Consider the following 25,963-nt stretch of genomic DNA (forward strand, 5'->3'; position numbering starts at 1 on the left):
CCAGACATCCTAGACCGCTTCGGCACATTTCGCTAACAAGTAATCTCGCATAGTTTATGCGTAAATTCGATCAACTCGGTCAAAGGCCAGGCGATGCGCCGCAGCTATGTCCCAACGATTGCGGAGCTTGAGGCGTTTCGGGCCTGCGCCAGCCTCGGCACGACAATTCGCGCGGCCGATCAGCTCGGCCTGACACAGAGCTCGGTCAGCCGCTCGATCGGGCAGCTGGAGGACCGGCTGGGCGTGGCGCTGTTCCACCGGGTCAGGCAGCGGCTGGCCCTGTCGGATGCCGGCCGGCGCTTTGCCCGCGATGCCGAGGCCATCCTCGACAGCCTGCATGAGGCGGCGGTGCGCACCATGGCTTTCGGCGGCCAGTCCGACGTGCTCAGCCTCGCGGTGCTGCCGACCCTGGCCGACCGCTGGCTGATCCCCAGGCTTGCCGGCTTCCACGCCGCCCATCCGCATGTCGCCATCGATCTTGCGGTGCGGCTGGAAACCGTCGACTTCGAGACCGAGGCTTTCGACGCCGCGATCCAGCGTGGCCCGGCCGGGACGGGACAGCCCGGCATCGTCAGGCTGTTCGACGAGGTGCTTGTGGTGGTCGCAGCCCCTGCCCTGCTCGATGGGCGCGCCGCCCTCGACGACGACGAGTTGGCGGCGCTGCCGCTGTTGCAGCAGTCGACGCGGCCGACGCTGTGGCTGCAATGGTTCCAGGCCGCCGGCATCGACCCGCGCACCACCTTGCGCGGCCACCGCTTCGAGCAGTTCTCGATGGTGGTCGAGGCGGCGGTCGCCGGCCTTGGCGTGGCGCTGGTGCCGGAGGTGCTGGTCGAGCGCGAACTCGGCAGCGGCCGGCTGGTCATGGCCTCGCCCAACCGCATCGCCGGTGAGGTGCCCTACCGCCTCGCCTTCCGCCCCGGCGGCGAGGACCGGCCGGGCTTGCGCGAATTCGTGCGCTGGCTGACGGCGGAGACCGTCAGATCCTGAGGCCGTAGCGGATGCCGTCATAGATGGCAGCGTGGATGTTGCGCGCCTGGACCGCGTCGCCGATGCGCAGCAAGAGGAAACGGCCATCCGGATTGTTGTCAGGGAAGATGTCACCGCCATGGATCAGGCTGGTGTAGTCGATGGCGCCTGAATTCTTCGACAAAGGCTTGAGCTCGAGATAGAGTTCGTCGAGCGGCAGCGTGCCATGCTCGACCACCACCTGGTCGACGCGGCGCTCCTCGCTCCAGCCCTTGGCGAAATCCGAAACAAGCGTTGCCACCAGCTGGTTGCCGTCGCGCCGCACCTGCTTGAGCCGTGTGTTGATGGTGATCTTCACGCCATGGCGGTGAAACGCCTCCATATAGGGCACGTGGTTCATGCCGCCGATCTCGGGGGCAAAGAAACGCTCCGGCGTCAGCAATTCCAGCTTGGCGCCGGCCTTGCCGATCAGCTCGGCCGCCGTCATGCCCTGGTGGCCGCCATTGTCGTCGTAAAGCAGCACGTTATCGGCCGGCTTGACGCTGCCCGCAATGATGTCCCAGCTCGAGGTCACCAGCTCGTCACCGCCGTCGAGCGGCGGGTTCTGCGGCAGGCCGCCGGTGGCGATCACCACGGCGTCCGGATCGAGCGCCAGCACATCGTCCAGGCCGGCCCAGATGTCGTAGCGGATCTCGACGCCGAGGCGCTCCAGCTCGGCCAGCCGCCAGTCGACGATGCCGATCAGCTCGCGCCGGCGCGGGTTCTGGGCGGCCAGCCTGATCTGGCCGCCGGCCTGGCTCGCCGCCTCCAGAACGGTCACTGTGTGGCCGCGCTCGGCAAGGACCCGTGCCGCCTCCAGCCCGGCAGCGCCGGCGCCGACCACGACGGTTCTGCGCAGCGGCCCGTCGGTGCGGGCAATGACATGCGGGATCGTCGCCTCGCGGCCGGTGGCGGCATTGTGGATGCAGAGCGCGCCGCCGCCCTCATAGATGCGGTCGAGGCAATAGGTGGCGCCGACGCAGGGCCTTATCCGGTGCTCTTCGCCGGCCATCACCTTGGCGGTGATGTGTGGGTCGGCGATGTGGGCGCGTGTCATGCCGACCATGTCGAGCTTGCCTGATGCAATGGCATGGCGGGCGGTGGCAACGTCGGCGATGCGTGCGGCGTGGAAAACCGGGAACTTCGTTGCCGCCCTGATGTCGCCGGCGAAATCGAGATGCGGCGAGGACGGCATGCCATGGATGGGGATGACGCCGGTCAGTGCAGCATCGGTGTCGATATGGCCGCGGATGATGTTGAGGAAGTCGAATTTCCCCGACGCGGCCAGCCTCTGGGCGATCTCGACGCCCTCCGCCTTGGACAGGCCCTTGTCGAAATCCTCGTCGGCGACCATGCGGATGCCGACGAGGAAATCCGGCCCGACGGCGGCGCGCACCGCATCGATCACCCTAAAGGTGAAGCGCAGGCGGTTGTCGAGCGAGCCGCCATACCAATCGTCGCGATGGTTGGTGGCCGGCGACCAGAAGCCGTCGAGCAGGTGGCCATAAGCCTCGAACTCGATGCCGTCGAGCCCCGCTGCCTGCATGCGCTGGGCCGCTGCGGCATAGTCGGCGACGATGCGGTCGAGGTCCCAGTCCTCGGCGGTCTTGGGGAAGGTGCGATGAGCGGCCTCGCGCACCGGCGAGGCGCTCAGCACCGGCAGCCAGTCGGCCTTGTTCCAGGCGGTGCGCCGGCCGAGATGGGTGAGCTGGATCATCACCTTGCAGTCATGCTCGTGGCAGGCGTCGGCCAGTTCGGCCATCCAGGGCACGATGGCATCGTCATAGGCATGCAGATTGCCGAAGGCGGCCGGGCTGTCGCGCGAGACGATGGCAGAGCCCGCCGTCATGGTCAGCGCCATGCCACCCCTGGCCTTTTCGGCATGGTAGAGCCGGTAGCGCTCCTTGGGCATGCCGTCCTCGGAATAGGCCGGCTCATGGCTCGTCGACATGATGCGGTTCTTGAGCCTGAGATGGCGGAGCTGGTAGGGCTGCAGAAGCGGATCGTTGCTGGTCATTGCCTTCCCGCAGTGTCAGGCGTTAAGACACGCCACGTGAAAATCTGGTCCGTGCAATCTGGCGCATCGAGCCGTTCCGGCAATGAGCCAGGCCCCTTCAGAAGAGCCGCCCAATGACCAACACCGACAGCCTCACCCAGCTCGGCACCCAGGTGCAGACGCCGACTTCGCCCGAGACAGCCGTGCTCGAAACCGTGCCTTACGACCGCCTCGGCGGCCCGCCCGCCATCGTGCGCTTCACCTGCCCGGAGTTCACCTCGCTGTGCCCTGTCACCGGCCAGCCCGACTTCGCCCACATCGTCATCGACTATGCCCCGGACCGGCTGCTGGTCGAGTCCAAGTCGCTGAAGCTGTTCATGGTCTCGTTCCGCAACCACGGCGCCTTCCACGAGGATTGCACCGTGATGATCGGCCGCCGCGTCGTCGCCGCGACAAAACCTCTGTGGCTGCGCATCGCGGGCTACTGGTATCCGCGCGGCGGCATCCCGATCGACGTGTTCTGGCAGACCGGCAGGCCGCCGGAGGGCGTGTGGCTGCCCGACACGGGTGTCGCGCCCTATCGCGGCCGCGGCTGAACGCATCGAAGGGATAGCGGCGCTCACTGGCATTGATACTGGCTGAGCGCCCATTCATTGGTCACCGACAGTAGGTCGGCGACCTTCCATTCGCCGTCGACCTTCTTCAGCTTCCACTGCATGCGATGCGGCTCGCCCTGAGCCGTAAACGCCGCGACGACGATCGCGGTGTCGCCTGTTTCCGAGCCGATGATCTTCAGGCTCCTGTCGAGTTCGGCCTTGTCATAGGCTGTGCTGTCGAGCGGCATGTTGGCATCGAGGCAATCGCCCTGCTCCGATTTCTCGAGCTGGTCGCGGGCGTCGAGCACCGCCTTGGCCGGATCGACGAAACGGCCGCGCTCGGCCGGATCGAGTTCGAGCCCGACATGGTCGTAGAACGGCCTGACCGCCTCGACGGCGGTGCCGGCCATGGCAGGCGTGACCAGAAAGGGCAGGATGGCAGTTGCAAAAGCGGCTTTCATGGCGGCCTCGGCGTTGGCGTGATGGCCCTCAATAGCACGCATCATCGGCCGCTGCCTTGCGCGCCAGCGTCATCCTTCACCTCGACACGCATGATCCTGCCGTCGACGTCGAACGTCACCGTCTCCTCGCCCGACCTGACAAGACGGACACCTGACACGGCATGCGTCGCCTCGAGCCGCCAGCGCGACCAGGCGGAGTGCTGTGACAATGCCGCCACCTGCTCGTCCATGGAGACCTGGTCGCCGTAACAGGCGAAATAGCCGCGAAACGCCGCCATGATCGCGTCGCGGCCGACGACGGCGTCACCGACACCATCGGAGACATAACAGGCGTCAGCCGCGAAACAGGCTTCGATGGCGGCGAAGTCGAGCACGTCGATTGCCGCGTGGTAGGTTTTCAGAGCAGCGAGGGGATCGAAGGCCGTGTCGTGCATAGGCTGCGGCCCTCAATACCAGGCATCTTCCATCGACGCCTTCCTGCGCGCCATGAAGTCCTGCAGCGCCTCGTTTATGCCTTCATCGAGCGGCGGCGGCTGATATTCGGCGAGCATCGTCTTCCAGCGCCGGTTGGCGCGAGTGGCGGCGTCGACCGAGCCTGCCGCCTCCCATTTCTCGTAAGGCTCGTTGTCGGCGATGGCCGAATCCCAGAATGCCGTCTCGTAATTGGCCATGGTGTGGGCGCAGCCGAAGAAATGGTTGCCGGGGCCGACCTCGCGGAAGGCGTCGAGCGCCAGCTGGTTGTCGTCGATCTTGACGCCGTCGAGATAGGTGTGCAGCGCGCCGCAGAAATCGGCGTCCATGACGAACTTCTCGTAGGACATCGACAACAGCCCGTCGAGGAAACCGGCCGAGTGCAGGATGAAGTTGGCGCCGCAATGCACCGCCGCCAGCATCGACATGGTGCCTTCGTTCATGGCGTGGGCGTCGGGCAGCTTGGAGGTGGTGAAATTGCCGGAGCAGCGCAGCGGCAGGTTGAGCCGCCGGGCCAGTTGCCCGATGACCATCGAGCCGATCGCCGGTTCCGGCGTGCCGAAGGTCGGCGAACCCGAGCGCAGCGACATGGACGACAGGAAATTGCCGAAGATGACGGGCGCGCCGGGCCGTTCGAGCTGGGTCAGGGCACAGCCGGCCATGGTCTCGGCCAGCGACTGGGCGATGGCGCCGGCATTGGTCACCGGCCCCATGGCGCCGCCGAGGATGAAGGGCACGATGACAGCCGCCTGGTTGGCGCGGGCATAGGCGCGTAAAGCCGTGGTCATGGTGGCGTCCCAGACCAGCGGCGAGTTGACGTTGACATTGCCCAGGATGACGCAGTTCCGGTCAGTGAAGTCCTCGCCAAAGACGATACGCGCCATGTCGATGGAATCTTCGGCACGGCTTTCCGAGGTCACCGAGCCCATGAAGGCGCGGTCGGAATAGCGGATGTGGCTGTAGACCATGTCGAGATGGCGCTTGTTCACCGGCACGTCGACCGGCTCGCAGATGGTGCCGCCGGAATGGTGCAGCCAGGGCGAGGACTGCGCAAGCTTCACGAAATTGCGGAAATCCTCGATGGTGCCGTAGCGACGGCCCTTGTCGAGATCCATGACGAAGGGCGAGCCATAGGCCGGCGAAAACACCACGCTTTTGCCGCCGATCTCGACCGAACGTTGGGGGTTGCGGGCGTGCTGGGTGAAGCTTGCCGGCGCGGTCTTCAGCACCTCGCGCAGCAGGCCGGGCTCGAACTTGACCAGCCCCCCCTCGACCTTGGCCCCTGCCCGTCTCCAGTGATCCAGCGACACAGGATCGTCGCGGAACTCGATGCCGATCTCGGCAAGGATCCTGTCGGCGGTCGCCTCGATGCGGACAAGGTTGTCCTCGGAGAGAATGTCGTAGGTCGGGATGTTCCTCGTGATATAGGGCCGGCCATGCGCCTCGGGCCCATGCGAACGCTGTTCGCGGCGGGCGTTGCGGCCGCCGCGCTCGCGGCGCTTGGCGGGCTCACCAGGGGCTTCGGCGGTGGCGACGCTCATGTCAGGCTCCAAATCGTTCCAGCATGAAGCTAGCCTTTGGATCGGGTGCTGTGACGCTTGAAAATCCTCATCATTTGCATAAGCATGACTTATGCAAAGCCTGCGCCACCTGTTGCCCTCGGCCGGCAGCCTGATCGTCTTCGAAGCCGCCGGGCGGCTGGCGAGCTTCACCGCCGCCGGGCGTGAGCTCGGCATGACCCAGGCCGCCGTGTCCTACGCCATCCGCGGGCTGGAGGATCAGCTCAGTGCCAAGCTGTTCCAGCGCCGCCACCGCCAGGTGCTTTTGACCGAGGCCGGCGAACGGTTCCATGCCGACGTCACGCTCGGCCTGTCGCATATCCGCAAGTCGGCGGAAGAGCTCAGGGCACGGGCCGGCGGCATGCATGTGACGCTGTCGGCCTCAACAGCCTTTGCCTCGTTCTGGATGATGCCGCGGCTGCAGAAATTCCGCGACGACCTGCCCGGCATCGACCTGCGCATCCAGACCGCCGACCGCGACCTCGACCTTATCGCCGAGGGCATTCCGCTCGGCATACGCGGCGGCGACGCCGCCGACTGGCCCGACTACGAGCTGTTGCAGATCGCCGACGAAGAGGTCTATCCGGTCGCCGGGCCGGCCTATCTGGCGCGCGCCGGCACGCCAATGACGCCGGCCGAGATGACCCTGCACCATCTGATCCACCTCGACGAGCCCTATCGCCCTGCTGCAACCTGGAACGAATGGTTCCAGTCGGCCGGCCTGAACGGCGCCGTCGCCAAGCGCGGGCTGGTCATCAACGACTATGTGCTGGTCATCCAGGCCGTGATGGAAGGCCAGGGCATCGCGCTCGGCTGGCGTCACCTCACCGACCGGCTGATTGCGGCGGGGCTTTTGGTCCGGCTGTCCGATCACGTCATGACGACGAACAAGGGTTTCCACGTCGCCTGGCCTAGGAATCGCGTGCTCAGCGAAAGCGCTGAAAAGGTGCGCGACTGGCTGGCGGCGCAGGCGTAAAACATCATTGAACAGAGGGGCGCGCGCAGAATGCCAAATGAAATTTCTGGAGTTCACGAGCATATGGTCGGGCTAGGACTTGGAGCACTAGCCCATGCCAATTGGCACGCGAACTATCACAGCTTTTAAAACCGATACTGGCCGGAACTGTCCGTCCTACAAGCTGCACACGCTGCTGAAATTCTGATCAAGGCTAGGATAGCACAGGAGCACCCCCTCCTGATTTTTGATCAGTTGCCGAAACAGCCATCTGATGCAAAACCTCTCTCTCAACAACAGCTAGTTGAGAGCGGCAGAACAGTTCAATTTATGGATTTGCCAGATAGATTGTGGGCAACAACCGGAATACGTATCCCTGACATAGAAAACTATCGAGCGTTTGGACGGCTGAGAAACAGTATCCAGCATTTCAATGTGCCCGACAAAATTAATCCCTCGAACGAGGCCATAAGATTTATCTATGGTGTAATCGATCCATTTATCAATGAATGCTGGGACTTGTACGCCATAGATTACAATGAAGACTACGACCCATACATTAGTTTGGTAGAAGGTCTGATTGGGCGAGGTATTCGATTCCTGATTTCATCCGATGTCATTGAGCACCTTGAGCATATGAAACTGGACTGGCCGAAAGACGACGCAGAGTATCGGCAAGACATGGAAGCTAGGTTCGCAGAGGCAAGTAGGGCTGTTGTGTCCAGCTGAGCCGCAGCACACCGATACGGCTTCCTTGCACCTGTCCCGACCCAACCGAATCCCGCTATAGTCCTGCCATGCCCATTCGCCAGCTTTCCGAGACAATGATCAATCAGATCGCCGCCGGCGAGGTCGTGGAACGGCCGGCCAGCGTGGTCAAGGAACTGGTCGAGAACGCGCTCGACGCCGGTGCCGGCCGCATCGAGGTGGCGACAGCGGGCGGCGGGCTCAATCTGATCCGCGTCGTCGACGACGGTTCGGGCATGCCCGAAGACGAACTGGCGCTGGCGATCTCGCGCCACTGCACCTCCAAGCTCGGTGACGACATCCTCGACATCCGCTCGCTCGGCTTCCGCGGCGAGGCCTTGCCGTCGATCGGCTCGGTGTCGAAGCTCGCCATCCGCTCGCGCACCAGATCAGCCGACAGCGGCGCCGAGATATCAGTCGAGGGCGGCCGGGTGTCGGGCGTGCGCCCGGCGCCGAGCAACCGCGGCACGACAGTCGAGGTGCGCGACCTGTTTTACGCCACGCCTGCCCGGCTCAAATTCATGAAGACCGAGCGCGCCGAGGCGACCGCCATCGCCGACACCGTCAAGCGCATCGCGATTGCCTTCCCGGCCGTGCGTTTCACCCTGTCGGGCACCGACCGCTCGACGCTGGAATTGTCGGCGACCTCGGACGAGGTCGAAGGCCGGCTTGCCCGCATCGCCCAGGTGATGGGCAATGACTTCCCCGACAATTCGATCGCCATCGACGCCGCGCGTGAGAGCGTGCGGCTCGAAGGCCATGTCTCGATCCCGTCCTACACCAGGGGCAATGCGCTGCAGCAATATGCCTATGTCAACGGCCGGCCGGTGCGCGACAAGCTGATCGCCTCGGCGATCCGCGGCGCTTATGCCGACGTTCTGCCGCGCGACCGCCATGCGGTGACGGTGCTGTTCCTGACGCTCGACCCGGCCATCGTCGACGTCAACGTGCATCCGGCCAAGGCCGACGTGCGCTTCCGCGATCCCGGCCTGGTGCGCGGCCTGATCGTCGGCGCGATCCGCCAGGCGCTGGCCAATGCCGGCATCCGGCCGGCGACGACAGGCACGCAGGCGATGATGGGGGCGTTCCGGCCGGGGCCGACCAGCTACGGCCACCCCGGCCCGGCCAACGGCCATCGCGCCTACAACCCGCAGATACGGCCGGATTTCCGTGCCGCCACCTCGGCCAATTACGAACCGCAGCGCTCACCGTTCCGGCCGCTCGACGCGGGCTTTGCCGAGCCGGCACAGACGAGCTTCGACGCCGGACCGCTTGATAGTGCCGATACCCGCGCCGGCCAGTCAGAGGTGGTCGAAGCGCTGCTGCGCACCGAACTGGGGGCTGCCCGGGCGCAGGTGCATGAAAACTACATCGTTGCCCAGACCAGCGACTCGCTCGTCATCGTCGACCAGCACGCCGCCCATGAGCGGCTTGTCTATGAGGCGCTGAAGAACGCGCTGCATGCGCGGCCGATCCCCTCGCAGATGCTGCTGCTGCCCGAAATCGTCGACATGCCCGAAGAAGACGCCGAACGGCTGGCGCTGCATTCGGAAACCTTGGCCCGCTTCGGCCTCGGCGTCGAACGTTTCGGCCCTGGAGCCGTGGCGGTGCGCGAAACGCCTGCGATGCTCGGCGAAACCGACGTCGTCAAGCTGGTGCGCGACCTCGCCGACGAGATCGCCGACAGCGACACCGCCGACACGCTGAAGGAAAGGCTGCATGCGATCGCCGCCACCATGGCCTGCCACAGCTCGGTGCGCTCGGGCCGCCGTCTCAGGCCTGAGGAAATGAACGCGCTGCTGCGCCAGATGGAGGCGACGCCGGGATCGGGCACCTGCAACCACGGCCGCCCGACCTATATCGAGCTCAAGCTCGCCGACATCGAGAAGCTGTTCGGCCGCCGCTAGGGCGTTTCGCGCTTTTCATCCTGAATCGCGAAACCGCTCTATCTCCTTGTTTCTACACAATCTCGGACGGGAAAGCGCTGCACAACCTTGCTGGAATTGCGCCGGAGCGCAGCACTTGTGCCTGAATCAAGGAAACTTGCTATCTCCTTGTTTTTGCGCAACTCCTGGGGAAAACCGCTTCAGACATTGATGGCGCCAGGTGCTGCCACCTGGCGCCATCAAGTCGCTACAGCCCGCCCGCCTCAGCGTTTGAGATTGACCAGCACCACGCCGGCCAGCGCCAGCGCGCCGCCCAGGATGCCGAACAGGCCGGGGGTCTCGCCGAGCCAGACAAAGCCGATCGCCACCGCCACCGGCGGCACGCAATACATGAAGTTGGAGGCACGCGACGCCGGCAGGCGCGACAGCGCCACCGACCAGCTGCCATAGGCGATCAGGCTGGGCACGATGCCGAGATAGATGACCGACCAGAAGGGTTCCGATGAGGCGACCGACATCTGGGCAAGGCCGTTGGGCAGCGCCGGGGCCAGGAACAGCGCGCCGAGGATCATGTTCCAGGCCGAGACGGTCAGCGGCCGATGGCTGATGTACAGGCGCTTCTGGACGATGCTGCTCAGCGAGGTGCAGAACGCCGAGCCGAGGATCAGCAAGGCGCCGGTGTTGAAGGTCAGCCCCTGCCCCTCGCCGAGCGCGATGATGCCGATGCCGGCAAAGGACAGGAAGGTGCCGGCCCAGGCAAGCACCGGAAAACGCTCGCCGAGCAGGATCATCGCCAGCACCGCCGTGATGATCGGATTGACGTTGATGATGAAGCTCGCCGCCCCCGCCGAAACCGTCGTCTCGCCATAGTTGAGCAGCACCGTGTAGAGCGCGATGAAGACCGCGCCGCCAAAGGCAAAACGCCAGAGTTCGTTCAGCGCCGGCAAGGCCGGGCGCAGGATCATCAGGTAGATCGCCGACGGCACGGCCGCGATGGCGAAGCGCAACGCGCCGAGTTCGATCGGATCGATGGCATCGAGCCCGGCGCGGATGGCCGGAAAGGACGAGGCCCAGCCGACGATCGTCACGACCACCGCAAGCACGGTGACAGTAGAAGACCGCTGTGTCGGATTGCCGGTCTGGATGGTGGTCTGGGCGGTCATGGCTGGGCCTCGTCAGTCTGGGTCTGCATGCCAAGATGTCGCCGACACCGAGCTGATTGACAAACGAATAAATCGAGGCTCAGCTGTGAGCATGGATCACAGCTCAGAACAGATGCTCCCTCTCGAAACCTTGCGCGCCTTCCAGGCGGCGGCGCGCAGCGGCAGCTTCTCGGCGGCGGCCGAAAAGCTCAACATGACGCATGGCGCGATCAGCCGGCAGGTCGCCAAGCTGGAGGACTGGCTCGGCCTCCGGCTGTTCGAGCGCGGGGCGCGCGGCGTGACGCTGACGCTCGAGGGCCAGCGCCTGCATCTGCGCGCCAATGAGGCGTTCTCGCTGATCTCCGACACCACCGACCGCTGGGTCGAGCCGCGCGGTGCGGCCGTGGTGCGGCTGACCTCGATCCCGTCGATTGCCGGGCTGTGGCTGATGCCGCGCCTGTCGCAGCTCGAAGCGGGCGAGCCGAAGCTGCGCGTCGTGCTCGACGTCGACATCCGCCAGGCCGACCTCGCCGACGAGGGCATCGATCTCTCCATCCGCTGCGGCCGCGGCAAGATCCCGGGGCGGATCTCGACGCAATTGTTCGAGGAGCACTGCTTTCCCATCGCAGCACCCGCACTTGCGGCCCGCATCGGCAAGGGCGACGCGGCAAGGCTGCTGGACTTTCCGCTGATCCACGATTCCGATGCGTCGAGCTGGCGGTCCTGGTTCAGCACCCACGGCCTCGACTACCGACCGCGACCGCAGGACCGGCGCTTCGAGGACTACAATCTGGTGCTGTCGGCGGCGAGCCACGGTCTCGGCATCGCTTTGGCGCGGCCGCCGCTGACCGAAAACCAGCTCAAGGCGGGCCATCTCGTCATGGTCGACGAACACCGCGCGCTGAACCCTGTGTCCTACTGGCTCGATCGCCCTGCGGGACGGCCGCGACATGCTGCGGCCGAGCTGGCGCGGCGCATCGGCCACCATGCCGGGCTGTCGCTGGAGACGGTCGAACGCTTCCTCGCCGAGGACAGGTAACTTGACCCAGGACGTTCTGTGACCGTAAAAGCCGGGCAAGGCACGGCCCGCCCTTCTTGACGGGCGACCGCCTTGACGGCCCCCCTTCTTTAGCGGGTCAAGAAACTGTAGATTTCGGCAGGCGATGCCGCCGGCGACCGGCAGCCGGCACAGGGAGATTGAGCGAAAGCCCATGATGAACCGTTTCGAAGGCCCCGGCGCACGCGAAGCCCGCATCCGCTATCTCGACGGCGATTTCCAGGTGACGAGCCCCGGTTCCTTCGTGCGCTGCGCGGTGACGGGGGAATCCATCCCGCTGGACGAGCTCAAATACTGGAGCGTCGCCCGCCAGGAACCTTACCGCGATGCCGCGGTGTCGCTGTCGCGTGAAATCGACATGAACCCGGAGCTGCGCACGCGCAAATAAGCCGGCCAGCCTGAGATCTTCAGGCTGAGATTTTCAACCTGATATCTTCCGGCGGCGCCAGGCTTCGAGCGTCTCGCTGATGATGCGCTCGGGCGCGTTCTCGACGTCGAAGACGGCGTCGATCTCCAGCACATTCAGGTTTTCGAGAAATTCTGGCGACGCCGCGCCATGGCGCAACCTGGCGGCATCCTTGGACGTCGTGACCAGTTCGAGCTCGCCGACGCGCGCGGCGGTGACCAGATCCTCGAGTTCGTCGGGCAGGTAGAAATGATGGTCGGCGAAGGGATGCGCCAGCACCACCGTCGCCCCTGCCTTGGCCAGCGTGGCGAAGAACTTTTCCGGATGGCCGATACCGGCGAAAGCCAGGAAACGACGGCCGGCAAAGGCCTTCTTGCCGCGTGGGCGCGCCACAGCGGCAAAGACCGGCTTGCCGGCACGCGCCGCCCGGCGCACCACCGCATCGGCGCGCTCGCCCTCGCCCATCTTGAGCACGGCGTCGGCGAAGCGGAGCTGGTCGATCAGCCGCGCCCGCATCGGCCCGCCGGGGATGACGTGGCCATTGCCGAGGCCATAACGGGCGTCGACGACGATCAGCGCATAGTCGATGTGGATGCGCGCGCTCTGGAAGCCATCATCCATGATCAGGAAATTGCAGCCGCGCTCGATCAGCATGCGCGCGCCGGCGGCCCGGTTGGCCGACACCGCGACCAACGCATGTTCGGCCAGAAGCAGCGGCTCGTCGCCGACATGCTTGGCGCTGTCGTGATGAGGATCGACGATGTGCGGTTCGGAAAAACTGCCGCCATGGCCGCGCGACAGGAAACCGGGCACCAGATGCATGCGCTTGGCCTGCCTGGCAAGGGCTATGGCAACAGGCGTCTTGCCGGTGCCGCCGACGGTAAAATTGCCGACGCACAGCACCGGTGCGTCCATCTTTTCGCGCCTAGCCGCCTTCATCCGCCGGCCCGCCACCAGGGCGTACAGCGCCGACACCGGATAGAGCGCATAAGCGCGCCAGTCCGGCTTTTCCCACCAGAAAGGAGGCGCTTCGCTGGCCAGAGCTACCTCCCGCCCGCGCCCTTGAGGCGCGACTGCACGATCAGCGGGTGGATGAAGGGTTCGAGCGCCTTCAGCGTGCGGGCGAGCGCGCCGCGCATTTCCTCGACGGTGGCGGCACCGGCCAACATCATGTCGTGGCGTGCGATTTCGTTGCCGAGCAGGAAGTTGACGGCACCGGCGAGCATGTCGCGGTCGCGGACGATCTTGGCTCCGCCCTTGTCGATCAGGCGCTGGTAGGTGTCGCGGAAGTTCTGCACGTTGCGCCCGGCAAGAACGGCGGTGTCGAGCATCGCCGGCTCGAGCGGGTTCTGGCCGCCCTGGGCCGTCATCGAACGGCCGACAAAGGCGATCTCGGTCAGGCGCAGGTAAAGTCCCATCTCGCCGATGGTGTCGCCGAGCAGGATGTCGGTGTCGGGGGTGATGCGGTCGCCGGTGCTGCGGCGGGCGACATTCAGGCCTAGGGCGGTCAGTTCCGTCACCAGGGCCGCGGCACGGTCGGGATGGCGCGGCACGATGATGGTCAACAGGCTGCGATGACGGCTGCGCAGCATGGCGTGCACTTCGGCAGCCATCACCTCTTCGCCGTCATGGGTCGACACGGCAGCCCAGGTCGGGCGGCGGCCGATCTGGCGCTGGATGGTGTAGAGCGCGGTTTCGTCGGCCGGCGGCGGCGCGGTATCGACCTTGAGGTTGCCCGAGACGGTGACCGGGCGTGCGCCGAGCGCGCGGAAACGCTCGCCGTCGACCTCCGACTGCGCCACCACATGGGCCATGTTTTCGAACAGCGCCTCGGCGATGTAGGCGCGCTTCTTCCACGACTTGAAGGAGCGGTCGGACAGGCGGCCATTGACCAGGATCTGCGGCACGCGGCGGACGCCGAGTTCGAGGATGGTCATCGGCCAGATTTCGGATTCGGCAATGATTGCCAGATCCGGGTGCCAGTGGTCGAGGAAGCGGCTGACCGCCGGCTTGAGGTCGAGCGGCACATATTGATGGATGATGCGGCCGCCCAGCCGTTCCTCGGCGACCTGCGCCGAGGTGACCGTGCCGGTGGTCAGCACGATGTTGATGCCATAACCCAGGATGGATTCGATCAGCGGCACGACCGCGATCGTCTCGCCGACGCTTGCGGCATGGAACCAGACCAGCGGCCCGTCAGGCCGCTCCCGGCTCGGCACGCCGTAGCGCTCGCGCCGGCGGTTGCGGTCTTCCTTGCCCTTGGAGGCGCGCCAGGCGACATAGCCGCCGACCATCGGATAGGCAGCGGCACCTGCGTAACGATAGGCTCTGAGGAAGGCGCGAGCCCAGCGTTCGCTCATTTGCCACCGCTCCCTTTGCCACCATCGACCAGGCGGTAGGCCTGCTCGGTGGCATGGTCGATCGCGGCGGTCAGTTCCTGGCGCTTGCGCTCCATCTCGGCATCGTCGGCGTCGGCCGGAACCTCGATCAGCGGCGCGACGAAGATGGCGCAGCGGCCGAACGGCAGATTGATCGTGGTCTTGTCCCAGCTGCCTTCCAGCACCTTGCGGCGGCTGGTGGCAATCGCTGCGGGTGCGATCGGGCGCCCGGACAGCCGGGCCAGGAGGATGATGCCCATGCCGGCGTCGCGCGGCGTGCCATGCGGAATGTCAGCGATCATGCAGACGTTCTTGCCGGCATCGAGCGCCTTTTTCAGGGCGATCAGCGCCACGGCGCCACCTTTTTCGTGCTTGCGCCTGGTTTCGCGGCCGCCCGAGCCGCGCACGGCCTCGATGCCGAACTTGTTGATGACAAGCGCATTGAGCTCGGCATCGGCGCTGCGCGACACCATCGCCACCAGGCCGCGTTGGCTCGGATAGAGCGCCGGCGCCAATAGATGCTGGCCGTGCCACAGGCCGACGATCAGCGGCTCGCTGTCGGCATGGCTGCCGCCGGCCAGCGCATAGGAGCCCTTGACCATCGGGTTGGTCAGCTTGATGAAGCGCATCGCCCCGGCAAACAGGCTCGCCACCGCACCCTTGGCGAAGCGCGACTTGGCAAGCGGCTCGCGGATGCGGCGCCAGAACGTCTTCGACGCCGGCTGCTTGACGCGCTTCTTCTTCGCCGCGGGCCTCACGGCCGGCGACGCCATGCGGGGTTGCTCCATCAGTTCTGACCGGCAGCCTTCGTGTCGGGCTCCAGCAGCCGATGCAGGTGGACGACGAAGTAGCGCATGTGGGCGTTGTCGACGCTTGCCTGCGCCTTTGCCTTCCAGGCCAGCTCGGCCGACTTGTAGTCGGGATAGATGCCAACCATGTCGAGCGCATCGAGGTCGCGGAACTCGGTTCCGCCGAGCTTGGTCAACTCGCCGCCGAACACCAGATGCAGGAGCTGCTTTTTTCCGTTTTCTTCGGACATCTGTTTCCTTGATTCATCATCTCAGGGCTCGCCTGATCTAGACCAAAGCGCGCCGTTTTGGAACAGTCGGTAAAATCATCAACCGTCGTGGCTGGCAAGCACCCCGGCCATGACATCGAGCAGCGAGCCGCTGCCGGCCATCAGCGCGCCGTGAACGATGTCACTGCCGGCAAAGGCGAGCCGGCTGCCATGCCGGTCGAGCAGCTTGCCGCCCGCCTCGGTCAGGATCAGCTCGGCAGCGGCGATGTCCCAATCATGGGCATTGGGCTTGACGAAAGTCGCATCGAGCACCCCGTTGGCGATCATCGCCACGCGATAGGCCAGCGAGGGAATGTAGGTCTCGCGATCGAGCCTGCCCTGCCAGTGCACAGGCATCTTGTCGATCATCGGCTTGGGACCGGCAATACGCATGCGTTCTCCCGGTTCGCGCACCTTCAGGGGCTGGCCGTTGAGAAAGGCGCCACCGCCCTTGACCGCCCAAAAGGTCTCTTGCCGCGCCGGGCATTCGAGCACGCCGGCGAGCGAGCGGCCGGCCTCGACGACGGCAACGCTGACGCACCATGCCGTGCGCCCCTCGACGAAGCCGCGCGTGCCGTCGATCGGGTCGACGACGAAGGTGCGGCGCGCGCCGAGCCGGTCGGGATTGTCGGCGGTTTCCTCCGACAGCCAGCCATAGCCGGGCCGTGCCGCGGTCAGGGTTTCGCGCAGATAGTGGTCGGCGGCGTAATCGGCCTCGCTGACCGGCGAATTGCCGCCCTTGAACCAGACTTCCGGGCTCTGCCGGAAAAAGCCCATGGCGATCCGCCCGGCCTCGGTGGCAGCAGCACGCAGCAGGTCGAGCTCGGCCTTCAGGTCGGAATTGTCGATGTTGTCAGTCGCCTGCAAGGGTCATGCCTTCGATCAGAAGCGTCGGCGCGGCAGTGCCGAAATTGCGGTCGAGGTCGCTTGCCGGCACCATGCGCAGGAACATGTCCTTGAGGTTGGAGGCGATCGTCACCTCCGACACCGCCCAGGTGATCTCGCCATTCTCGATCCAGAAGCCGGAAGCGCCGCGGCTGTATTCGCCCGTCACCATGTCGACGCCCTGGCCGAACACCTCGGTGACATAGAAGCCGCGCTTGAGCGAGCGGATGATGTCCTCGGGCGAGCGCTCGCCCGGCTCGATGCTGAAATTGGTCGAGGACGGCGTGACCGACGAGCCGCCGCGCGCGCCACGGCCATTGGTGACGAGGCCGAGTTCGCGCGCCGCCGATGTCGACAGGAACCAGTGGTTGAGCACGCCCTTGTCGACCATCTTGAGCGTCGCACCTTCGATGCCCTCGCCGTCGAACGGACGCGACGCCTGGCCGCGCCGCTTCAACGGCTCGTCGATGGCGGTGATGGCGGCGGAAGCCACCGGCTTGCCCATCATGTCGCGCAGGAAGCTGGTCTTGCGGGCCACCGAGGCGCCGTTGATGGCGCCGGCGAGGTGGCCGGCAATGCCGCGCGCGACGCGCGGATCGAAGACGACGTCGACGGGTCCGGTTGCCGCCTTGCGGGCGTTGAGCCGCTTGACCGCGCGTTCGCCGGCGCTGCGGCCGATATCGGCCGATGCATCGAGATCGGCAAAGTGGATGCGTGACGAGAAATCATAGTCGCGCTCCATCGCCGTGCCCTCGCCGGCGATGACGCTGGCCGAGCGCGAGAAGCGTGAGCCGACATAATGGCCGACGAAGCCGTGCGAGGTGGCGAGCACCAGCCCGCCAAGACCGGCGGCAGCACCGGCGCCGGACGAATTGGTCACGCCCTTGACGGCGAGCGCTGCCTCTTCGGCGGCGAGCGCGTCTTCCTTCAGGCGTTCGGCCGAGACGATGGTGTCGTCGAACAGGTCGAGGTCGCGCGGCGTTTGCGCCAGCAAGGCGGCATCGGCCAGGCCCTGATAGGGATCCTCCGGCGATACCCTGGCCATCGCCACGGCGCGCTCGGCCAGAACCCTGGGGTCGGAGGCGGCGGTCGCCGAAACGCTGGCGACACGCTGGCCGACGAACACTCTGAGCGACATGTCCTCGCTCTCCGAGGCCTCTGTCGCCTCGACCTTGCCGAGGCGCACCGAAACGCTTGTCGAGCGGCCGCGTACCGCAACCGCGTCGGCGGCGTCAGCGCCGGCCTTCTTTGCCGCCTCGACGAGGCTCGCCACCCGGTCGGCCAGTTTCGCGGCGTCGTTGGTATCGTTCATTTGGCATGTTCCGATTGCTTGCCGCCCGTTGGACGCGGCCCGTACCACCCCATCTATTGTCCCCAACCCGCTTGTGCAATGGGCGGGTGCATGGTCAAACCACCGTGATGCGGTGCTTCGCCGCCGAAATTTCCAGGGAAATCGCATGTCCACACAGGCTCCGGCGGCGGCACCGGCAAAATTCACCACCGGTTCGACCATGCGCCATGTCGTGGTCATGACCGGCACCGGCTCGGTCGGGCTGATCGCCATCTTCATCGTCGACGCGCTCAACCTGTTCTACATTTCCCTGCTCGGCATCGAGGAGCTGGCGGCGGCCATCGGCTTTGCCTCGACGCTTTTGTTCTTCACGCTGTCGATCTCGATCGGCTTCACCATCGCCTGCGGCGCGCTGGTGGCGCGCTGCCTCGGCCGCGGCCAGCGCGAGGAGGCCCGCTCCATGGGCGGCGCCTCGATGGTGTTCATGGGCGTCGCCACGCTTGTGATGACGCTCGCTGCCTTGCCGTTCCTGCGGCCCCTGCTCGCTTTGCTCGGCGCCACCGGTGCGACGCTCGACCTGTCGACCCGGTTCCTGCAGATCGTGCTGCCGTCCTTCCCTGTCATGGCGCTCGGCATGTGCACGACAGGCATATTGCGCGGCGTCGGCGATGCGCGACGGGCAATGTATGTGACGCTCGGCAGCGGCATCGCCGCGGCCATTCTCGACCCGATCCTGATCTTCGGCTTCGACCTCGGCCTCGACGGCGCCGCCATCTCGACGGTGCTGACACGTTTCGTCATGCTGGCCATCGGCCTGCACGGCGCCCATGTTGTGCATCGGCTGATCAAGCTCCCGGATCTGAGCGGTTTGCGCGAGGCCGTCAGGCCCTTCTTCGCCATCGGCGTGCCGGCCATGCTGACCCAGGTCGCGACCCCTGTCGGCAACGCCTATGTCACCATCGAAATGGCTGCCTTCGGCGACCAGGCAGTGGCCGGCTGGGCGATCATCGGCCGTCTGGTGCCGGTCGCCTTCGGCGTCATCTTCGCGCTGTCGGGTGCCGTCGGGCCGATCCTCGGGCAGAACTACGGCGCCCGCAAGTTCGAGCGCCTGACCACGACGATGCGCGACAGCCTGCTGTTCACCATCGTCTATGTGCTGGCTGTGTGGGGGCTGCTGGCGATCTTCGCCAACCCGATCGCCAGCGCCTTCGGCGCTGACGGCATCGCCCGCGAACTGATCGTGTTCTTCTGCCATTTCGCCGCCGGCAGCTTCCTGTTCAACGGCGCGATCTTCGTGTCGAGCGCTGCCTTCAACAATCTGGGCTATCCGACCTATTCGACCGTGTTCAACTGGGGCCGCTCGACGCTCGGCGTCATCCCCTTCGTCTGGATCGGCGCGCATTACTGGGGCGCCATCGGCGTCATCGCCGGCTGGGGCCTGGGCGCTGTGGTGTTCGGTGTCGTCTCGATGTTCGTCTGCTTCCGCGTCGTCAACGCGATCGCGCGCGAACCGCAGCATCAGGACGAGCCGGTGCCGGCGCTGCCGCCGGCGGCACAGTCGCCCTTCTCCACCGGCAAGGCTTCGACGCTGCAATAGCTGGAGAAAGCCGCCCGCCGGGCCTAGCGCAGGATCTCGTCGAGGGCGTGCTTGAGCTCGTCCTTGATCGCCGCCGTCTCGGCCATGACCTGGTCGATCTTGAGGAAGTCGAGCGCCTTGAAGCGCGACACCGGCGGCCTCAGGAAAATGTCTGGCGGGTTCTGGCCGAGCTTGTTGGCGATGATCGACTGCATCATCAGCTGGCTGGCGCCGAACATCAGGTCGATCGAATTGGGCGGCTTGCGGCCGTTCTCGAATGGCGCGCCGACGACGTCGATGGCGATGACGTGGTCGGCCAGGCCCTCGAGCAGGTCGAACGGCACCGGATTGTAGATGCCGCCGTCGATATAGAGCGTGTTGCCGCGCGTCACCGGCTTGAACACCGCCGGGATCGCCGCCGATGCGGCGAGCGCCGAAAACAGCTCGCCCTCCTCGAACACCTTCAGGCAATGGCCGTAATAGTCGGTTGCCGTCACCTTCAAGGGCAGCTTCAGCTCCTCGAAGGTATCAGGCACGCCCTCGGGCAGAAACGACTTGAGGATGCGCTCGACATTGAACTGGGTGACCCTGATGCCGGTCTCGACCATCTCCGACAGCGTGCCCGGCCGGGCCCGCCACATGCGGCTGGCCACCTCGGCCGGCCGGCCGAGCACGGCGCGGGAGTGCTCGTGGATTTCCCTGCCGGTCAGGCCGGCGGCCATGCCGGCGCCCATCACAGCACCTATGGAGGACCCTGCGATCGCCACCGGCCTGATGCCGAGCTCGTCGAGCGCCTCGATGACATGGATATGAGCGAGGCCGCGCGCGCCGCCGCCGCCAAGTGCCAGTGCGAAGGTGGCGCTCATCCCTTGCTCTCTCCGAATTTCGGACCGAGGATCATGATCGCGGGGTCGACCGACAACAGCTTGCGCGCCGCCGCCCTGACGTCGTCGAGCGTGACGGCGTTGATCAGCTCGACGCGCCTCTGCATATAGTCGATGCCGAGCTTGTCGGTCTGCAGGTCGACAAGCGTGCCGGCAATCGCGCCCGAGGAATCGAGATTGTTGATGGCATAGGCGCCGAGCATGTACTTCTTGGCCGCGTCGAGTTCAGCTGCGGTAGGCCCCTCCTCCGCCATCTTGCGGATCACCTCGCGAATGACGCCAAGCGTCTCGGCCGCCCGGTCCGACCGTGTCGCGGTGCCGATGATCAGCGACGACGAATGCTCCTGGTTGATCAGCGCGGAGCTGACACTGTAGGCCAGCCCGCGCTTTTCACGCACCTCGTCGAACAGCCGCGACGAGAATGTGCCGCCGCCCAGGATGTGCTCCATCAGTGCCGCGGCAAGGAAATCGGGCGCTTCGCGCGGCACGCCGGGATAGACCAGCTGCAGCGAGGTCTGCGGCAGGGGATATTCGATATGCATGGCCTGGCCGAGCCTGGGCTCGACGCGTTCGACCGGCCGCAATTCGGCTTTGTCAGGCAATTCGCCGAACACCTGGTCGAGCCGCTTCTTCAGCGTCTCGGCGTCGATGGCGCCGACGACGGCGACATGGATGTTTTCCCTGGCGAAATTGGCCTTGTGGAAGGCGCGCAGGTCATCGGCGGTGATGGTCGCCAGCGACGCCTCGGTGCCCATGTCGGGCCTGGCGTAAGGATGCGTGCCGTAGATCGCCTCGGCCCATTTGCGCGCCGCCTGGGTCTCGGGGTCGCGCGCATTGGCAACGATGCCGTTGACGATCTGCGCGCGGATGCGGTCGAGCGGCGCCTGGTCGAAGCGCGGCGTCTCGACCGCAAGCTTGAGCAGTTCGAAGGCATCGTCCTGTCGCTCGGCGAGCATGCGCATGCCGCCGCCGACGGCGTCATTGCCTTCGTTGAAGCCCATTTCGGCGCCAGCCTTGTCGAGCTTGATCTGGAAGGCGTCGCTGTCGAGATCGCCGGCGCCTTCGTCGAAAAGCCCGGTCATCAGGTTGGCGAGGCCTTCCTTGCCCTGGGGATCCTGGGTGCTGCCGCCATCGAACAGGAATTTTATCGCGATGATCGGCACCGAATAGTCCTCGACCAGCCAGGCGGTGATGCCCTTGTCGGACTTGACCTCCTGGATACGGACCTCGGCGCGCGCGACCATGGCGGGCAGGACCAGGAAAACCAGTGCCAGCATCAGCGTCGCCGCTGATGCACGCGTCGTCGAGAAAGTGGGGGCCTTGAAACGCATTGCCATGAGCCTGGTCATCACATCACTTCTCGACTGATTTCGCCGGCAGCAGATAGCCGGCAACCGAATGGTCGGGATTGAGATATTTGGCGGCAACCGCCTTGATCTGGTCGGTGGTGACAGTGCGGATCCTGTCCGGCCACTGTTCGATGTCGGCAACCGTGCCGCCGGTCGCCAGCGTGCTGCCATAGATGTTGGCCATGCTGGCCTGGTTGTCGCGGGCAAAGATCATCGAGCGGACGAAACGGTCCTTGGCCTTTTCGAGCTCGTCCGATGTCACGCCGTCCTTGATGATGCGGCGGATCTCGACGTCGACGGCGGCTTCCACCTGCTGCAGCCCGGCTTCGCCACGCGGCGCGCCATAGACGGTGAAGCTGGTGTCGTCGACCATCGTGCCCTGGAAGAAGGCGCCGGCGGAGGAGGCAATGCCGTCCTTGACCACCAGGCCCTGGTAGAGCCGGCTGCGGCTGCCGCCGCCAAGGATCTCCGACAGAAGATCGAGCGCTTCGGCTTCGCCCGGCTCGGCCGTCTGGTAGGACGGCACCACCCAGGCCTTGGAGAAGCTCGGCACGCTGACACGCTCGTCGGTCAGTTCGACGGTGCGCTTGGTGTTCTGCTCCGGCTCGACCGGGCGGATGCGCGGCGGCAGTTCCGGCCCGCGCGCCACCTTGCCATAGGTCTTTTCGGCCAGCGCCTTGACCGTATCAGGCTCGACGTCGCCGGCAACGATCAGGATCGCGTTGTTGGGGGCGTAATACTTGACGTAGAAGTCGGTGGCGTCGACGCGGTTGAGCTTTTCGATCTCATGCATCCAGCCGATGACCGGAATGCGGTAGGGCTGGTTCTGATACAGCGTCGCGTCGACTTCCTCGTTGAGCAGCGCGCCAGGATTGTTTTCGACGCGCGAGCGGCGCTCTTCGAGGATGACGTCGCGTTCGGGCTCGATCACCGCATCGGTCAGCACCAGGTTGCGCATCCGGTCGGCCTCGAAGCTCATCATCGTTTCGAGGGCAGCGGGGGTCACCGTCTGGTGGTAGGCGGTGTAGTCATAGGTGGTGAAGGCGTTCTCGCTGCCGCCGATCTCGGCGATCTTCTGGCCGAACTCGCCGGCCTTGTGGTTGCTGGTGCCCTTGAACATCAGATGTTCGAAGAAATGGGCGATGCCCGACTTGCCGGGCATCTCGTCGGCGCTGCCGACCTTGTACCAGACCATGTGGGTGGCGATCGGGGCGCGATGGTCGGGGATGACCACGACCTGCATACCATTGTCGAGCGTGAAGCTGGTGACCTTCCAGTCGCTGCGCGGCGCTTCGGCGAGAGCCGGCGCCGACGAGGCCAGCCCCAGGGCCAACAGGGCTGGCAGCGAGGCTTTCGCCCGCAAGAATCTCAAGATCATCAACTGCCTCTGAATGTGGACGTGCCCGCCTTATAGGCTTCGGCACAAAGCGGCGGGAAGTGAATTGTTCGTAATCTTCCGGTCCGAAAGAGGCCGAAGTCGGGCGCCGCAGCTATTGCGCCTCGATGAAGCGGATCACCGTCTCGCCATAAGAACGTTCGTCGACGACGGCAAAGCCGGGTCCCGGCTCGAACGCAACGGATGCCGCTTCCTCGACGACGCAGAGCGCGCCCGGCGCCAGCCAGGCGCCGGCGCGAGCCGAACGCAAGGCTTTCTCGCCCAGGCCCTTGCCATAGGGCGGATCGGCGAAGACCAGGCCGAACGGCCCGAGCGTGCCGGCGTCTCCGAGAGCGGTTGCGTCGCGGCGGAAGATCTTGGTCCGGCCGGTCAGGCCGAAACTCTCGACATTGGTGCGGACAAGTCCGCGGCCTTCGGCCGATTCCTCGATGAACACGCAATAGGCAGCGCCGCGTGACAGCGCCTCGATGCCGAGCGCGCCGGTGCCGGCGAAGAGGTCGAGCACACGCACGCCGTCGAGCCTGCCGCCGAAGCGATGGGCAAGCATGTTGAACACCGCCTCGCGTGTGCGATCCGTTGTCGGACGAATGGCGTTGTCGCGCGGCGTGGCCAACGGCCTGCCGCGCAAATCACCACCGACTACCCGCATCAGCCGCGATCCCGGCGCGGACCGCCGGGCCGTCCACCGCGCGGGCCGTCGCCGCCCGGTCTGTCAGAATGGGGTCTGTCAGAATGGGGCCTGTCGGAACGAGGCCTGTCGGAACGAGGCTTGTCGGAACGCGACTTGTCGAAGCGCGGCTTCGACGCGGCATCGGCCTTGGCCTTTTCGCTCTGCGGACGCGCGCCCGGAGCCATCCAGACATTTGTCTTGCGCGCACCAGGCGTCTCGAACGGCTTCTTTTCGCGCTCGTCACCCTTCTTGCCGCCGAATTTCGGCTTGTCGCCAAACCTGGGCTTGTCGCCGAACTTGGGCTTGTCCCCGAATTTCGGCCGGTCCCCGGATCTCGGCTTGTCGCCGAACCTTGGCTTGTCACCGAAACTCGGCTTGTCGCCGAAGCCGGCAGGGCGTTCGGTCGACAGGCGGCCCAGCACGTCCTCGCGATGACGCTCGCGATCGCGCTTGCGGTTCTTGATCAGGCCGCCTTCGCCGATGTCGAGGCGGGGCGCACGCGGGGCGCGCGGCGCCTCTTCCTCGCGACGTTCCTCGCGGCGGAAGGTCGGCTTGTTGGAGAACGGCTTGACGATGTCGGCGTCAAAATTGGCCCCCGACTCCTCGATCAGCCGCTCGCCGAGCTGGTCGCGCAGCATCTTGCCCTTGATCTCCTGGACATGGCCCTCCGGCAGCTCGCCGAGCTGGAACGGGCCATAGGAGATGCGGATCAGGCGGTTCACCTCGAGGCCGAGCGCGCCGAGGATGTTCTTGACCTCGCGGTTCTTGCCTTCGCGCAGGCCGATGGTGATCCAGGCATTGCTGCCCTGCTCGCGGTCGAGCGTCGCCTCGATCGAGCCGTAGAACACGCCCTCGACGGCGATGCCGTCCCTGAGACCGTCCAGCGTCTTCTGCTCGACCTTGCCGTGGACGCGCACGCGGTAGCGGCGCAGCCAGCCGGTCGCCGGCAGTTCGAGCACGCGCGACAGGCCGCCATCATTGGTCAGCAACAACAGGCCTTCGGTGTTGATGTCGAGGCGGCCGATCGTCATCAGGCGCGGCAGCTCTTGCGGCAGCACGTCGAAGACGGTCTTGCGGCCCTCGGGATCGCGGTTGGTGGTGACCACGCCGGCCGGCTTGTGGAACAGGAACAGGCGGGTGCGCTCGATCGGCGGGATTTCCATGCCGTCGAGATGGATGATGTCGTCAGGCATGACGTTGACCGCCGGAGACGCCAGCACCTTGTTGTTGACCTTGACGCGGCCGGCAGCAATCAGCTCCTCGGCATCGCGGCGCGAGGCGAGGCCGGCGCGCGCCAGGCGCTTGGCGATGCGCTCGCCCGGCTCCGGTGCATCCTCGGAAGCACGCGGGCGCGGCTTGAAGCCTTCGCCGCGCTTTTCGAAGGGCTTGCCGCCCTCGGGGCGCGCGCGGTACGGGCGATCGCCGCCTGCCGGGCGCGCATCACCGTCGCGCGGGCGGAACTCGCGCTGCGGACGATCGCCGCCTTCGGCAGGACGGGCACGATAAGGCTTGTCACCGCCAAACGAGCGGCCGCCTTCACGCTTTTCATATGGCTTGCCCTCGGGGCGCGGGCCCTTGCGGAACGGACGCTCGCCGCCTTCAGCGCGCGCCTCGCCGTCGCGCGGACGGAATTCACGCTGCGGACGCTCCCCTCCCTCGGCCGGGCGCGCACGGTACGGCTTGTCGCCGCCAAAGGAACGACCGCCTTCGCGCTTTTCATATGGCTTGCCTTCAGGGCGCGGGCCCTTGTGGAACGGACGCTCGGCGCGGGCTTCGCCATCACGCGGCGCGAAATCGCGCCTGGGGCGTTCGCGGCCTTCGGCACCTTCGACGGCGCGCGCACGATAGGGCTTCTTGGCAAAGGGCTTGTCGCCGCCAAACGAGCGGCCGCCTTCGCGCTTTTCATACGGCTTGCCTTCGGGGCGCGGCCCCTTGTTGAACGGCCGCTCGGCGCGCGCCTCGCCGTCGCGCGGGCGGAAATCGCGCTTCGGGCGTTCGCCGCCCTCGGCACCTTCGGCGCGCTTCACGAACGGCTTCTTGGCAAAGGGTTTTGCGCCACCTTCGCTGCGCGGCTTGCCGAATTTCTTGGCACCGCCGTCACGGCCGCCCGCTCCAGCCGGTTTTGACCCGCCCTTGCGGGGGAATTTCTTACGATCGTCGTCCATGGTGGCCTTTGCCCTTTTCGGCGGCTAGATA

General features: G+C 65.9%; 23 protein-coding genes. 7 read left to right on the forward strand and 16 right to left on the reverse strand.

Features of this window, described 5'->3' with window-relative positions; translation table 11 throughout:
• Positions 1-93: 93 nt before the first annotated feature.
• Positions 94-987 (forward strand): LysR family transcriptional regulator, encoded by an 894-nt coding sequence (locus tag N7E70_RS20635; RefSeq protein ID WP_263007468.1) that lies wholly within the window; start codon positions 94-96, stop codon positions 985-987.
• Here the strand turns inward: N7E70_RS20635 and N7E70_RS20640 are convergent.
• The gene (locus tag N7E70_RS20640; RefSeq protein ID WP_263007469.1) at positions 977-3,022 is read right to left on the reverse strand and encodes an NADH:flavin oxidoreductase; all 2,046 of its coding nucleotides are present in this window, start codon (positions 3,020-3,022) and stop codon (positions 977-979) included. The two genes, N7E70_RS20635 and N7E70_RS20640, sit on opposite strands and share 11 nt — an antisense overlap.
• A gap of 113 nt (positions 3,023-3,135) precedes the next feature.
• Here N7E70_RS20640 and queF point away from each other — a divergent pair, with 113 nt between their 5' ends.
• Positions 3,136-3,597: a preQ(1) synthase gene (queF, locus tag N7E70_RS20645; protein ID WP_263007470.1), complete on the forward strand. Its 462-nt coding sequence runs from the start codon at positions 3,136-3,138 to the stop codon at positions 3,595-3,597.
• A 23-nt stretch (positions 3,598-3,620) separates the two neighbouring features.
• On the opposite strand, the gene N7E70_RS20650 is transcribed toward queF, so the two are convergent.
• From N7E70_RS20650 to N7E70_RS20660, 3 genes are read right to left on the reverse strand one after another with little or no spacing between them, the layout of a single operon-like run.
• Complete coding sequence (locus N7E70_RS20650; RefSeq protein WP_263007471.1) at positions 3,621-4,103, reverse strand: hypothetical protein; 483 nt, start codon at positions 4,101-4,103, stop codon at positions 3,621-3,623.
• On the reverse strand, positions 4,100-4,492 hold the full coding sequence (locus N7E70_RS20655) for a nuclear transport factor 2 family protein (RefSeq protein ID WP_263007472.1): 393 nt from the start codon (positions 4,490-4,492) through the stop codon (positions 4,100-4,102). The genes N7E70_RS20650 and N7E70_RS20655 overlap by 4 nt, the downstream gene beginning before the upstream one ends.
• A 12-nt stretch (positions 4,493-4,504) precedes the next feature.
• The gene (locus N7E70_RS20660) at positions 4,505-6,070 is read right to left on the reverse strand and encodes a trimethylamine methyltransferase family protein (RefSeq protein ID WP_263007473.1); all 1,566 of its coding nucleotides are present in this window, start codon (positions 6,068-6,070) and stop codon (positions 4,505-4,507) included.
• 91 nt (positions 6,071-6,161) lie between these two features.
• On the opposite strand from N7E70_RS20660, the gene N7E70_RS20665 reads away from it, so the two are divergent.
• Positions 6,162-7,064: a LysR substrate-binding domain-containing protein gene (locus N7E70_RS20665; RefSeq protein ID WP_263007474.1), complete on the forward strand. Its 903-nt coding sequence runs from the start codon at positions 6,162-6,164 to the stop codon at positions 7,062-7,064.
• Positions 7,065-7,840: 776 nt separating this feature from the next.
• Positions 7,841-9,697, forward strand: a complete 1,857-nt coding sequence (gene mutL, locus N7E70_RS20670; RefSeq protein WP_263007475.1) for a DNA mismatch repair endonuclease MutL — start codon at positions 7,841-7,843, stop codon at positions 9,695-9,697.
• Positions 9,698-9,939: 242 nt separating this feature from the next.
• On the opposite strand, the gene N7E70_RS20675 is transcribed toward mutL, so the two are convergent.
• Positions 9,940-10,839 (reverse strand): DMT family transporter, encoded by a 900-nt coding sequence (locus tag N7E70_RS20675; protein ID WP_067963332.1) that lies wholly within the window; start codon positions 10,837-10,839, stop codon positions 9,940-9,942.
• Positions 10,840-10,951: 112 nt separating this feature from the next.
• Here N7E70_RS20675 and N7E70_RS20680 point away from each other — a divergent pair, with 112 nt between their 5' ends.
• The gene (locus N7E70_RS20680) at positions 10,952-11,857 is read left to right on the forward strand and encodes a LysR substrate-binding domain-containing protein (RefSeq protein WP_067966762.1); all 906 of its coding nucleotides are present in this window, start codon (positions 10,952-10,954) and stop codon (positions 11,855-11,857) included.
• Between the two features lie 172 nt (positions 11,858-12,029).
• Positions 12,030-12,263, forward strand: a complete 234-nt coding sequence (locus N7E70_RS20685; protein WP_067966764.1) for a DUF2093 domain-containing protein — start codon at positions 12,030-12,032, stop codon at positions 12,261-12,263.
• 33 nt (positions 12,264-12,296) lie between these two features.
• Here the strand turns inward: N7E70_RS20685 and lpxK are convergent, their stop codons facing one another.
• The 6 genes from lpxK to N7E70_RS20715 all read right to left on the reverse strand — a co-directional run bounded on the left by lpxK (position 12,297) and on the right by N7E70_RS20715 (position 17,913).
• Positions 12,297-13,322 (reverse strand): tetraacyldisaccharide 4'-kinase, encoded by a 1,026-nt coding sequence (lpxK, locus tag N7E70_RS20690; protein WP_067963335.1) that lies wholly within the window; start codon positions 13,320-13,322, stop codon positions 12,297-12,299.
• A gap of 2 nt (positions 13,323-13,324) precedes the next feature.
• Positions 13,325-14,641: a lipid IV(A) 3-deoxy-D-manno-octulosonic acid transferase gene (gene waaA, locus N7E70_RS20695; RefSeq protein WP_263007476.1), complete on the reverse strand. Its 1,317-nt coding sequence runs from the start codon at positions 14,639-14,641 to the stop codon at positions 13,325-13,327.
• Positions 14,638-15,447: a lysophospholipid acyltransferase family protein gene (locus N7E70_RS20700; RefSeq protein ID WP_067963341.1), complete on the reverse strand. Its 810-nt coding sequence runs from the start codon at positions 15,445-15,447 to the stop codon at positions 14,638-14,640. Before N7E70_RS20700 ends, waaA begins: the two co-directional genes overlap by 4 nt.
• Positions 15,447-15,698, reverse strand: a complete 252-nt coding sequence (locus N7E70_RS20705; RefSeq protein ID WP_067963345.1) for a DUF4170 domain-containing protein — start codon at positions 15,696-15,698, stop codon at positions 15,447-15,449. The genes N7E70_RS20700 and N7E70_RS20705 overlap by 1 nt, the downstream gene beginning before the upstream one ends.
• Positions 15,699-15,776: 78 nt before the next feature.
• Positions 15,777-16,583, reverse strand: a complete 807-nt coding sequence (locus N7E70_RS20710; RefSeq protein ID WP_263007477.1) for a 3'(2'),5'-bisphosphate nucleotidase CysQ — start codon at positions 16,581-16,583, stop codon at positions 15,777-15,779.
• A complete protein-coding gene (locus tag N7E70_RS20715; RefSeq protein ID WP_263007478.1) occupies positions 16,570-17,913 on the reverse strand; it encodes a TldD/PmbA family protein in 1,344 nt (447 codons plus the stop codon). Before N7E70_RS20715 ends, N7E70_RS20710 begins: the two co-directional genes overlap by 14 nt.
• A gap of 145 nt (positions 17,914-18,058) precedes the next feature.
• Here N7E70_RS20715 and N7E70_RS20720 point away from each other — a divergent pair, with 145 nt between their 5' ends.
• Positions 18,059-19,489 carry an MATE family efflux transporter gene (locus tag N7E70_RS20720; RefSeq protein WP_067963352.1) on the forward strand — a complete coding sequence of 477 codons (1,431 nt, stop codon included), beginning with the start codon at positions 18,059-18,061 and terminating at the stop codon, positions 19,487-19,489.
• 23 nt (positions 19,490-19,512) lie between these two features.
• Here the strand turns inward: N7E70_RS20720 and N7E70_RS20725 are convergent, their stop codons facing one another.
• The 5 genes from N7E70_RS20725 to N7E70_RS20745 form a co-directional block, all read right to left on the reverse strand.
• Positions 19,513-20,334 (reverse strand): patatin-like phospholipase family protein, encoded by an 822-nt coding sequence (locus N7E70_RS20725; protein ID WP_154385454.1) that lies wholly within the window; start codon positions 20,332-20,334, stop codon positions 19,513-19,515.
• The gene (locus N7E70_RS20730; protein ID WP_263007479.1) at positions 20,331-21,701 is read right to left on the reverse strand and encodes a M16 family metallopeptidase; all 1,371 of its coding nucleotides are present in this window, start codon (positions 21,699-21,701) and stop codon (positions 20,331-20,333) included. The genes N7E70_RS20725 and N7E70_RS20730 overlap by 4 nt, the downstream gene beginning before the upstream one ends.
• A gap of 4 nt (positions 21,702-21,705) precedes the next feature.
• Complete coding sequence (locus N7E70_RS20735; protein ID WP_154385456.1) at positions 21,706-23,079, reverse strand: M16 family metallopeptidase; 1,374 nt, start codon at positions 23,077-23,079, stop codon at positions 21,706-21,708.
• 112 nt (positions 23,080-23,191) lie between these two features.
• On the reverse strand, positions 23,192-23,746 hold the full coding sequence (gene rsmD, locus N7E70_RS20740) for a 16S rRNA (guanine(966)-N(2))-methyltransferase RsmD (protein WP_263007480.1): 555 nt from the start codon (positions 23,744-23,746) through the stop codon (positions 23,192-23,194).
• Positions 23,746-25,932, reverse strand: coding sequence for a pseudouridine synthase (locus N7E70_RS20745; protein ID WP_263007481.1), 2,187 nt, complete (start codon positions 25,930-25,932; stop codon positions 23,746-23,748). The genes rsmD and N7E70_RS20745 overlap by 1 nt, the downstream gene beginning before the upstream one ends.
• Positions 25,933-25,963: the final 31 nt, after the last annotated feature.

This window comes from Aminobacter sp. NyZ550 (assembly GCF_025628925.2).
Lineage (GTDB): Bacteria > Pseudomonadota > Alphaproteobacteria > Rhizobiales > Rhizobiaceae > Aminobacter > Aminobacter ciceronei.